Origin of the sequence: Noviherbaspirillum sp., from assembly GCF_035944575.1 — a bacterium.
Classification (GTDB): domain Bacteria; phylum Pseudomonadota; class Gammaproteobacteria; order Burkholderiales; family Burkholderiaceae_D; genus Noviherbaspirillum.
The window spans coordinates 19,880-31,192 of the sequence record NZ_DASZBA010000145.1; the positions used below are offsets into that span (position 1 = coordinate 19,880).

7 protein-coding genes and 1 tRNA gene are annotated in these 11,313 nt (G+C 57.7%); 6 read left to right on the forward strand and 2 right to left on the reverse strand.

Translation table 11 applies throughout. The features are described 5' to 3' along the window. Positions 1–68: 68 nt before the first annotated feature. Positions 69–1,025 carry a thioredoxin-disulfide reductase gene (gene trxB, locus VGU61_RS10280; RefSeq protein ID WP_326859024.1) on the reverse strand — a complete coding sequence of 319 codons (957 nt, stop codon included), beginning with the start codon at positions 1,023–1,025 and terminating at the stop codon, positions 69–71. A 291-nt stretch (positions 1,026–1,316) separates the two neighbouring features. On the opposite strand from trxB, the gene VGU61_RS10285 reads away from it, so the two are divergent. The 4 genes from VGU61_RS10285 (at position 1,317) to serS (ending at position 7,082) form a co-directional block, all read left to right on the forward strand. Further along, positions 1,317–3,653 (forward strand): DNA translocase FtsK, encoded by a 2,337-nt coding sequence (locus VGU61_RS10285; RefSeq protein WP_326859025.1) that lies wholly within the window; start codon positions 1,317–1,319, stop codon positions 3,651–3,653. Between the two features lie 60 nt (positions 3,654–3,713). Next, positions 3,714–4,331 carry an outer membrane lipoprotein chaperone LolA gene (gene lolA, locus VGU61_RS10290; RefSeq protein WP_414691619.1) on the forward strand — a complete coding sequence of 206 codons (618 nt, stop codon included), beginning with the start codon at positions 3,714–3,716 and terminating at the stop codon, positions 4,329–4,331. 33 nt (positions 4,332–4,364) lie between these two features. Further along, positions 4,365–5,660, forward strand: a complete 1,296-nt coding sequence (locus VGU61_RS10295) for a replication-associated recombination protein A (protein WP_326859026.1) — start codon at positions 4,365–4,367, stop codon at positions 5,658–5,660. A gap of 126 nt (positions 5,661–5,786) precedes the next feature. Continuing rightward, positions 5,787–7,082 carry a serine--tRNA ligase gene (gene serS / locus VGU61_RS10300; protein ID WP_326859027.1) on the forward strand — a complete coding sequence of 432 codons (1,296 nt, stop codon included), beginning with the start codon at positions 5,787–5,789 and terminating at the stop codon, positions 7,080–7,082. Here the strand turns inward: serS and VGU61_RS10305 are convergent. Continuing rightward, the gene (locus VGU61_RS10305; protein WP_326859030.1) at positions 7,079–8,857 is read right to left on the reverse strand and encodes a GGDEF domain-containing protein; all 1,779 of its coding nucleotides are present in this window, start codon (positions 8,855–8,857) and stop codon (positions 7,079–7,081) included. The two genes, serS and VGU61_RS10305, sit on opposite strands and share 4 nt — an antisense overlap. Before the next feature lie 382 nt (positions 8,858–9,239). On the opposite strand from VGU61_RS10305, the gene VGU61_RS10310 reads away from it, so the two are divergent. Together VGU61_RS10310 and VGU61_RS10315 are read left to right on the forward strand one after the other, a co-directional pair. Continuing rightward, a tRNA-Ser gene (locus VGU61_RS10310) sits at positions 9,240–9,329 on the forward strand. Positions 9,330–10,181: 852 nt separating this feature from the next. Further along, positions 10,182–11,313 (forward strand): BCCT family transporter (locus VGU61_RS10315; protein WP_326859028.1); only part of this gene is annotated, 1,132 nt, incomplete at its 3' end.

Below are 11,313 nucleotides of genomic sequence, written 5' to 3' on the forward strand. Positions count from 1 at the left end.
GGCAGCGGCGCGGGCGGCTTCGGTCCTCGGGAAGGTCGAAGCCGCCGTTGGTGAATCCCTGATGTCGTTTACTGCGCGATGCTTTCCAGATAGCGTTGCGCGTCGAGTGCAGCCATACAGCCCGTGCCGGAGCTGGTGATCGCCTGCCTGTAGACATGATCCTGCACATCGCCGGCGGCAAACACACCCGGAATATTCGTCGACGTGGCCATGCCTTCCAGGCCCGTCTTTGTAATGATGTAGCCGTTCTTCATTTCCAGCTGGCCTTCGAAAATGCCGGTGTTCGGCTTGTGGCCGATGGCGATGAATACGCCGTGCAAGGGCACTGCCGTTACGCTGCCATCAGTGGTGGACTTGACCCGGATGCCCGTCACTCCGCTATTGTCGCCGGTAACTTCTTCCAATGTGTGATTCCATTTCACCTCGATCTTGCCTTCCGCAACCTTGGCCATCAGGCGGTCGATCAGGATAGCTTCGGCACGGAACTTGTCACGCCGGTGAATTACCGTGACCTTGTTGGCGATATTGGAGAGATACAACGCTTCCTCGACTGCGGTATTGCCGCCGCCGACCACCGCTACGTCCTGCCCCTTGTAGAAAAAACCGTCGCAGGTTGCGCATGCGGAGACGCCCTTGCCCATAAAAGCTTCTTCCGACGGCAATCCCAAATACTGTGCCGACGCGCCGGTAGCGATGATCAGCGCATCACAGGTGTACTCGCCGGAGTCGCCGATCAGCCGGATCGGCTTTTCGGTCAGCTTCGCAGTGTGGATGTAATCGAAAATGATCTCGGTATTAAAGCGTTCCGCATGCTGCAACAGGCGCTGCATGAGTTCCGGACCCTGTACGCCCAAGGGATCACCCGGCCAGTTCTCGACGTCGGTGGTGGTCATCAGCTGGCCACCCTGTTCGACGCCGGTAATCAGGACAGGTTTGAGATTCGCGCGTGCCGCGTAGACGGCAGCGCTGTAACCGGCCGGTCCGGAACCGACGATCAGTACATGAGCGTGTTTTGGGGTAGGCATAAGAATAAGATCAACGATGAAGATAACAATCGGAAGAGTGAGGGCGCCGTGCATCGCCATGGAAATCGACAAAAATCCATGTGCCGTCCAGTCTCAGGCACCGCTTCTGTCGACTACATATGACACCGTCCTGCGAAATTTCAACACGGGCCGCATTTATGCAGTACGGCAACGGAAAACTGGTTAAGATTATAGTCGAACCTGCATCGGCGGCATCGGCGGCCGCGAAAAGCCCCCATGTTCAAAGAACAACAAACCGCCCCCGCGCCCATCACTGCACCGCCCTGATTTATGACGAGAACAACCCAAGCCTACAATCGCACCGCCACTACCACCCAGGCCCAGCCGCTGCCGGGCCGTCTTGTACGCCTGCTTTCCGAAGCGCGCTGGTTTGCCCTGGCCGGCGCGACGGTGTACCTGTTGCTGATCTTCCTCACTTATTCAAAGCTGGACCCGGGCTGGTCACAGGCCAGCGAGGTTCCGAAACTGAATAACTGGGGTGGACGTCTCGGCGCCTGGCTCGCCGATCTGATGCTCTTCATTTTCGGTGCCTCGGCGTGGTGGTGGTGCGTGCTTGCGCTGCGTTCGGCCTTCGCGGGATATCGAAGGCTGTCCCAGCGCTTCCTGCTGCAGAAAGAACCCGAACCTGAACACATGCATGAGGTCTGGATTCGCTCCGTCGGCTTTGGTCTGATGCTGTTCGGCAGTGTCGCAATCGAGTATCTGCGCATGTATTCGCTAAAGGTGCAGCTGCCTCGCGCCCCTGGCGGCGTGCTCGGGGAATTGATCGGCGGCGCGGCTCAGAAAGCGTTCGGCTTTACCGGCGCGACCCTATTTCTGTTGCTGATTTTCGGCGTTGGCTTCAGCCTGTTTTTCCAGGTGTCGTGGCTGTCCGTTGCAGAGCGCATCGGCGCCGCGATTGAGAATGCGGTTGAGTCGCTGCGTAATCTCTATATGGCGCGCGAAGATCGCCGGGCCGGGCAGGTCGCTGCCGTCAAGCGGGAAGTGACGGTGGTGCAGGAGAGGGCGAAGATTGTCGAGGCGCCGCCGATCCGCATCGAGCCGCAGGTGGTCGCCGTGCCGAAGTCCGAACGGGTCGAAAAGGAAAAACAGGTTTCCCTGTTCGCCGATCTGCCGGATACCAACCTGCCGCCGCTGTCGCTGCTCGACGAACCGCCGCCGGCGCAGGAAACGGTCAGCGTCGAAACACTGGAATTTACCAGCCGCCTGATCGAGAAGAAGCTGTCCGATTTCGGCGTCGACGCAAAAGTCGTTGCGGCATATCCCGGCCCAGTCATCACCCGCTACGAGATCGAACCGGCCACCGGCGTCAAGGGCAGCCAGATCGTCAATCTTGCCCGCGACCTGGCACGTTCGCTATCGCTGACATCGATCCGTGTGGTGGAAACCATCCCCGGCAAGAACTACATGGGCCTTGAACTGCCGAATCCGAAACGCCAGATCGTGCGCCTCACCGAGATCCTCGGGTCCAAGGTCTACAACGACAGTTCATCCAGTCTTACCGTGGCGCTCGGCAAGGACATTGCCGGCAATCCGGTCGTGGCCGACCTGGCCAAGATGCCGCACTTGCTTGTGGCGGGTACAACCGGTTCGGGTAAATCGGTCGGCATCAACGCGACCATCCTGTCGCTGCTGTACAAATCGGACCCGAATTTCGTGCGCATGATCCTCATCGATCCAAAGATGCTGGAAATGTCGGTATACGAAGGCATCCCCCACCTGCTGGCACCGGTCGTGACCGACATGCGGCAGGCGGGACACGCGCTGAACTGGGCGGTGGCCGAAATGGAGCGGCGCTACAAGCTGATGTCGAAGCTCGGCGTCCGCAACCTTGCCGGATACAACGCCAAGATCGCCGAGGCCGAAAAGAACGAAGAAAAGATTCCGAATCCATTCAGCCTGACGCCGGATGCACCCGAGCCACTGGAAAAGCTGCCGACCATCGTCATCATCATCGATGAGCTTGCAGACCTCATGATGGTGGTCGGAAAAAAAGTGGAAGAACTGATCGCCCGTATCGCCCAGAAAGCGCGTGCCGCCGGTCTCCATCTAATCCTTGCGACGCAGCGTCCGTCCGTGGATGTCATTACCGGCCTGATCAAGGCGAATATTCCGACCCGCATCGCCTTCCAGGTCAGCAGCAAGATCGACTCGCGCACCATTCTTGACCAGATGGGCGCGGAGGCTCTGCTCGGCATGGGCGACATGCTGTATATGCCGCCGGGTACAGGCTTGCCGGTTCGTGTCCACGGCGCATTCGTATCGGACGACGAAGTGCACCGGGTGGTGAGTCACCTCAAGGCCCAGGGGGAACCGAATTACATTGAGGGAATCTTAGAAGGGGGAACTTCCGAGGAAGGCGGCGAACTTGCGGCAGGCGGTGAAGCAGGCGGGTCCGGCGATGAAGCCGATCCGATGTACGATCAGGCCGTCGCGGTCGTGCTCAAAAACCGTCGCGCCTCCATTTCCCTGGTGCAGCGTCATTTGCGCATCGGTTACAATCGCGCGGCTCGTCTGCTTGAACAAATGGAGCAGAGCGGCCTTGTTTCCAACATGCAGTCCAACGGCAACCGTGAAATCCTGGTGCCTGCCGGCAATACCGAATAAGGAAACGCTTTGGATCAATCCCGTCGTCCCTTCTCTCACCTCCATCGTACGTCACTGAAGGTGCTGCTGGCCTGCGCGACCGCATTCCCTGTGTTCGCGCACGCAGCGGCATTGGACCAATTCAAGTCCTTCGTCTCCTCGACCAAGGCGGCCAGGGGGGAATTCACGCAGCGCCAGGTCAAAACCGACGATGCAGGCAAGGGCGCGTCCCGCGTATCGACGCCCGCAACCGGCACTTTCGTATTCGCCCGTCCTGGCAAATTCATCTGGACTTACGTAAAACCGTATGAGCAGGTACTGCAGGCCGACGGCGACAAGCTGTACATTTACGACAAGGACCTGAACCAGGTGACTATCCGGAAGCTCGGCAATGCGCTCGGCTCATCACCGGCGGCGATTCTGTTCGGCAGCAACGATCTTGAAAAGAACTTCACGCTCAAGGAAGCGGGAAGCCGGGACGGACTCGAATGGCTGCAGGCAATACCGAAAGCCAAGGATACGACGTTTGACCAGATCGCCATTGGTCTGAAAGACGGCGTGCCGATGGCGATGGAGTTGAAGGATTCCTTCGGCCAGGTCTCGCTGCTGTCGTTCAAGAATTTCGAGAAGAATCCGCAGATTGCGTCAGACCAATTCCGTTTCGAGACGCCCAAAGGGGCGGATGTGTTCCAGCAGTAAGCTGGCTTTTGCGGGCAGCACCCGCGCATCATGATGGCAAACATTCCGCTCGCCGAAAGGCTTCGTCCGCAGTCGCTTGACGACGTAATCGGCCAGCACCACCTGCTCGGTCCGGGCAAGCCTTTGCGGGTGGCGTTTGAATCCGGCGAACCCCATTCGATGATCCTCTGGGGGCCGCCCGGCGTCGGCAAGACCACGTTGGCGCGACTGATGGCCGACAGCTTTTCGGCGGAATTCATCGCATTGTCGGCGGTGCTGTCCGGCGTGAAAGACATCCGCGAAGCGGTGGAGCGTGCCCAGGTCGTCCAGGCCAATTCCGCGCGCCGCACCATCCTGTTCGTCGATGAAGTCCACCGCTTCAACAAGAGCCAGCAGGATGCGTTTCTGCCGCATGTCGAGAGCGGCTTGTTCACCTTCATCGGCGCAACGACGGAGAATCCTTCGTTCGAAGTCAACGGTGCGCTGCTGTCCCGCGCGGCGGTGTATGTGCTCAAATCCCTATCGGAGGACGACCTTGACGCCCTGGTCGACCGCGCCTGCATCCAGGAGCTGGAAGGACTGGATTTCACGCCCGAGGCGAAAGCGATCCTGATCGCGAGTGCCGACGGAGACGGCCGCAAGCTGCTGAACAACCTGGAGATCGTCGCGCGCGCCGCAGCGGCCAATGAGCAGCAGGAAGTCGATGAGGCCCTCCTGGCGACCGCGCTGGCCGAGAATCTGCGCCGTTTCGACAAGGGCGGCGACGCGTTTTACGACCAGATATCGGCCTTGCATAAATCGGTCCGCGGCTCCAATCCGGACGCCGCGCTGTACTGGCTGGTGCGCATGATGGACGGCGGCGCCGACCCGCGATACCTGGCGCGCCGGATCATCCGCATGGCCGCGGAAGACATCGGCCTGGCCGACCCGCGGGCATTGCGGCTGTCCCTGGATGCGGCTGAAACCTACGAACGGCTTGGTTCTCCCGAAGGTGAACTCGCGCTTGCGGAGGCGGTGATCTATCTCTCCTGTGCGGCGAAGTCCAATGCCGTCTATAACGCTTATAACGCCGCGCGGGCCTTCGTCGCGAAGGACAAGTCACGGCCGGTGCCGGAACATCTGCGGAACGCACCGACGAAGCTGATGAAGGAACTCGGCTATGGCAAGCTGTACCGCTATGCCCATGACGAACCGCAGGCCTATGCTGCGGGCGAGACCTATCTGCCCGAGGGTATGCGGGAGCCGGGATGGTACCGTCCGGTGGACCGCGGGCTGGAACTAAAGATAGGCGAAAAGCTGGAATACTTGCGTTCCCTGGACCGGGACGCAAAGAAGGACGGCAAGAAATAGGCTCGTACGACGCACTTCCGCTTCGATTTCTTTGGCAATGATCAACGATACGGGGCGGCAACGTAGCAGGGAACATTGTCCCTGCTTGGTACAATGGCGCTTTCGCAATCCTGACCGGCACTTCCTATGATCGACATCCAACTACTCCGTAAAGACATCGATGGCGTCGCCACCCGCCTGGCCGCTCGCAAATTCCAGCTCGATATCGCCACGTTCAATGCGCTGGAAACAGAGCGCAAGCAGATCCAGACCAAGACTGAAGAACTGCAGGGCAAGCGCAATACCCTGTCAAAACAGATCGGCATGCTGAAAGGCAAAGGCGAGGACACTTCCGCGGTGATGGCCGAAGTCGCCGGCTTGGGCGATGAACTGAAGGCGTCGGCGGACAGGCTCGAAGTGGTGCAGGCAAAACTGAGCGAGTTCATGCTCGCGATTCCAAACGTGCCACACGAGTCGGTACCCGTCGGACACGATGAAAGCGCAAATGTCGAAGTCCGCAAGGTGGGCGTGCCGCGCACCTTCGATTTTGAAGTGAAAGACCATGTCGATGTCGGCGCATCGCTCGGCATGGATTTCGACGTCGCTGCAAAATTGACCGGTTCCCGCTTCGCCGTCATGAAAGGAGCCATCGCTCGCCTGCACCGCGCGCTCGCGCAGTTCATGCTCGATACGCATACCACCGAGAACGGCTATGTGGAGTGCTATACGCCGTACATGGTGAATGCTGATTCCCTGCGTGGCACCGGGCAGCTGCCGAAGTTCGAGGCGGACCTGTTTGCCGTGAAAAAGGGCGGGCAGGAAGGCGAAGGCGAGGCCTTGTACCTGATTCCCACGTCGGAGGTTACCCTGACGAATACCGTGCGCGACGAAATCGTTTCACCGGACGCACTCCCGATCAAGTTGACCGCCCATACGCCGTGCTTCCGCTCGGAAGCGGGCAGCTACGGGCGGGATACGCGCGGCATGATCCGCCAACACCAATTCGACAAGGTGGAAATGGTCCAGATCGTCTATCCCGAAAATTCCTATGACGCGCTCGAGGAAATGGTCGGCCATGCGGAAGGGATTTTGCAGAAACTTGGTTTGCCGTACCGTGTCATGGCCTTGTGTACTGGCGATATGGGTTTTGGTGCGGCAAAAACCTACGATCTCGAGGTTTGGCTGCCGGCGCAAAACACCTATCGCGAAATCTCGTCCATATCGAACTGCGAGGCGTTCCAGGCCCGTCGCATGCAGGCACGCTTCCGCAATTCCCAGGGCAAACCCGAACTTCTGCATACGCTGAACGGGTCCGGCCTCGCCGTGGGCCGTACGCTGGTTGCGATCCTCGAAAACTTTCAGCAGGCTGACGGCAGTGTCGAAATCCCGGAGGCGCTGCGGCCCTACATGGGCGGCCTTGCGCGCCTGGGCCCACATAGTTAATCGCTGTCGCAGGTAAACACGCCGGCAGTTCGTCGCTCGATGAACAGACTGTTGCCGGCGATTTTCTTGGCCTGCTTCTTCGCATCCGCCGCTGCGGCGGCGATCTGGTGATGTGATCCATATTGCCCCGGTTGAACTTTTACCACCCCGGCAGATACGGAGATCAGCGGATGAAACACGCGCTCACCCCGGCGGTCCTCGCTCATATAGCCGCCTCGATTGCGGTCGGCTTCCGTATAGAAAAGTGGCATTTCGACGGCGAATCGGTCAAGGAATGCTCTGCACCGATCCTCCCAATCCTCGCTCTGGAATAACAGGATGAAATCGTCCCCGCCGATATGGCCGACGAAATCCCTGTTCGGATCACAGTGCTCGCTCAGTATCCTGCCGACGGCCTGGATAACATCATCCCCCTTGCGATAGCCGTAGACATCGTTGAAGGGTTTGAAGTGATCGAGGTCGACGTAGCAGGCAGTGAAATGCACGGCACTGCCGAGCAGACGGTCGATGTGCTCATCGATTGGCACATTACCGGGCAGTAGTGTCAGCGGGTTGGCATAGCGGGCTGCGGTAATCTGCATTTCGGTGATTTCACGCATTAAGTCATGTCCGGTGCCCATGCCGAGATATCTTCCACGGTCTGTGATCACGAATCCATACATCAGATGATGACGGTCCGCGGCTACAATCTTCTGGCTCAGTTCCTGCAGGCTGCTATCCTTGTCGGCGATCAGCGGATCGCCGTCCATGAAGGCGGTACATGATTTCCTTCCGTATAACTCGCGCAAGTAGGGACGTGCAAAACGATCGATGAAATTTGGACGGCTGATCAGGCCCAGCGGCGTGCCGTCCGCGACGACGGGAATGATCTGCAACTCGGGATCGCTGCTGAACAATTCATAGACATGGTTGTTGTGCATGTCCGGCGATACGACCGGCACGATGCGTAACAGCTTCAGAGCGGTGACCAGATTCCGTCCGAACGCATTCTTTTGCGGATAGACGGCAATGCCGTTGAGACTCAGCGTTTTCGCCAGATCAAGCGGCAGCGTCTTGGCCGGATCTGCTTGCGGGCGGCCGATGTGGTAACCCTGCCCGCAACCGACGCCGAGGTCGCGGATCAGCAGCAATTCGGTTTGTGTCTCGATCCCTTCCGCGATCACGGTCGTGCCCGATTCGGCTGCAATCTCCTGGATGGACCGGACGAATTGCAGCTTTACCGGATCCAGATTGATGCCCTGCACGAAGTGCATATCGATCTTGACATACTCGGGGCGCAGTTCCGACCATAATCGCAGGCTGGAAAAGCCTTCGCCGAGATCGTCGATCGCAATCTGGAAGCCCATGCTGCGATAGTGCATGACTGCTTCACGCAGCAAATCATAGTCATAGGTCGGCTGCGTTTCGGTGAGTTCAATGATCACCCGATCGGGATGGATGCCGGCACCATGGATATAGCCAAGTGTTTTGCCGTCATGGATACCGGATGCCAGCAAGGATTCCGGGCTCACATTGAGGAATAACTTCCCAGGAAGTTCCTGTGCCGCAAATCGTTCAAGCACCACGTGCCGGCACAAGTGTTCCACCTCGGCGCTCAATCCGTTGGCACGGGCTACCTTGAACAGGTTCATCGGTGAGTGCAGCGGGCTATCCGACGGCCCGCGTATCAAACCTTCATAACCAACGACGGTACCGGTCTGCATATTGATAATGGGCTGGAAAAGGGCGCTGAGTTGACGCCGCTCGATGATCTCCTGCAAACGTAGCAATAACATCGCATCCCTGTCGGTCGCCTGTATCAATTGATTGGTAGTTGTCTGGTTGGCTGTCAGTTGATAGATTCGCGCAGTCGGTTTGTTGACGGTAAAGATATTAGCCAAGTCGGATGTATTCATTGTTGTGTCGTATGTGCGTATGCCGGACCCTTTACTGCGATGCATCGCATCGGTATGCCCTGTGGTGCAAGCAGTGGTTACACGGTCCAAACGGCGACAGTCTATGAAACTTTTATGACTGGATGATGATGTAATGCAACATTGCATTTGACTGAAGTCGGCAGCATGGATTTTATTCGGGCAACTTCCGGCTTGCCGCTCTTGAAGAGTCTGCTATAATCTCGTGCTTTGCGGCTCCCCTGACGCCGCAAACGACCGTGCAGGAAAGGTGGCAGAGTGGTCGAATGCGCTGGACTCGAAATCCAGTATACGTTTATGCGTATCGAGGGTTCGAATCCCTCCCTTTCCGCCAAAACACAAGCGTTCATTTGGGTTTCAAGGGTATCTAAGATTTTTACCCACAAATTCCCCATAGTCGAAAGATTGCACAAACAAAAGCCGTTCTCGTGGTCGCGATAACGGCTTTTGTTATTCAATTCGCCAGCACCATTAAGTCGTTTTTCAGCCTATGGCGAAGTTTGTAATGCTAAGCAGGCCAATCGTCCGGATCGACTGGGATGGTGCCGCAGCCCGATGCATTAAACAGGCCCAGGTTGTGGTGTAGCTTTGGCGTCTGGCCGCGCCAAGTTCAAAAGCTCATGTTCGAATTTGTTTGGGGCAATGATTTGCAAAGCAAGTGGTCTGTATGATTCCCTCCATCGCCACAGTTTTTCCTCCAGACACTGGCCCCGCAAAAAGCTGATAACTTGCAACATGGTTGAATGTGCTGCGCAAAGCGGAACACTACACCTGGTCTACCCTACGTGACGCGCCTGCGAATCGTTTGCGCGAAGCTGCAGGGCCCCTCAAAAACTCAGGTGTCGAACTCACTGTCCAATACCTCTGTATTGAAGGCAACTCCAGAGTGCAAGAAGGCCGTAGCTTCTATCAGCATGTACATGCCCAAGTCGTTATACCCGACACAAAAGCTGCAGACAGCGCCTTCGCGGCTGTGTTTCGTACATCTTTTCCTGCAATCGCGATAGTAGGTGATTGCATAGTTACCCGTCCTGCCATTTGCCGTCAGTACCGAGGTAGAGGAAGTGGCGTATCGACGCTATACGGTTTCCTATGCCAATGGCGGCCGCTACTGGAAGTACCTTGCAAACGAGCAAGGTATTGCCTTGCTATCAAGCGATGTTCGTCTTGAAATGGAACTAAACTGATGACTGATCCCGTCCTGAAGGACGCCGCCGCTCACGGCGTCCACAAGAGGATGCAGGTTAACCCTCCTGTGTTCTTTGTTTCGGCCACGCTGATTATTGCATTTGCGCTGTTTGGCGCACTGTTCCCGGCGCGGGTCGGACAATTTTTCGATGCGCTCCAGGCTCGGATCGTGCACGATTTCGGCTGGTTCTATGTTGCAGCTGTCGCCGCTTTCCTGATCTTCGTTATTTTTCTCATGCTGAGCCGCTATGGCGATGTGAAGCTCGGCCCGGATGAAAGCGAGCCCGAATACAGCTACCTATCCTGGTTCGCCATGCTGTTCAGCGCTGGCATGGGAATCGGACTGCTGTTCTTCGGCGTCGCCGAGCCGATTCAGCACTATGCTGTTCCTCCGGTGGGCGAGGGCCGCACGATCGAATCCGCGCGCCAGGCAATGGTTCTCACCTTCTTTCACTGGGGCCTTCACGCTTGGGCAATTTACATTGTCGTGGGACTGGCGCTGGCCTATTTCGCTTTCCGGCGCGGTTTGCCACTTACGCTCCGCTCGGCCCTGTTTCCGCTGATCGGAAACCGGATCTATGGACCATTCGGCCATGCCATCGACATCTTCGCAGTATTGGGGACGATGTTTGGCGTGGCAACCTCGCTGGGCTTCGGTGTGTTACAGGTCAATGCCGGTTTCAGCTTCCTGCTCGGGCTGCCGGTCAGTACGCCAGTTCAAATCCTCCTCATCGCAGTGATCACAGACATGGCGACCCTGTCGGCGGGAATCGGTCTCGACAAGGGCGTGAAGCGCTTGTCGGAGCTGAACATCATCCTCGCGGTAGCACTGCTCGCCTTCGTGCTGGTGGCAGGATCGACCGTTTTCCTGCTCCAGGCATTTGTCCAGAATATCGGTACCTATTTGGGGGCGGTCGTGCAGCGGACCTTCCGGATGTATGCGTATGAGCCGAATGCCTGGCTTGGCCGGTGGACACTGTTCTACTGGGGCTGGTGGATCTCATGGTCTCCCTTCGTCGGCATGTTCATCGCACGTATTTCGCGCGGTCGCACAATCCGGGAATTCGTCGCCGGGGTGCTGCTGGTACCGGCGTTCTTCACTTTTCTGTGGATGACCGTGTTTGGCAATA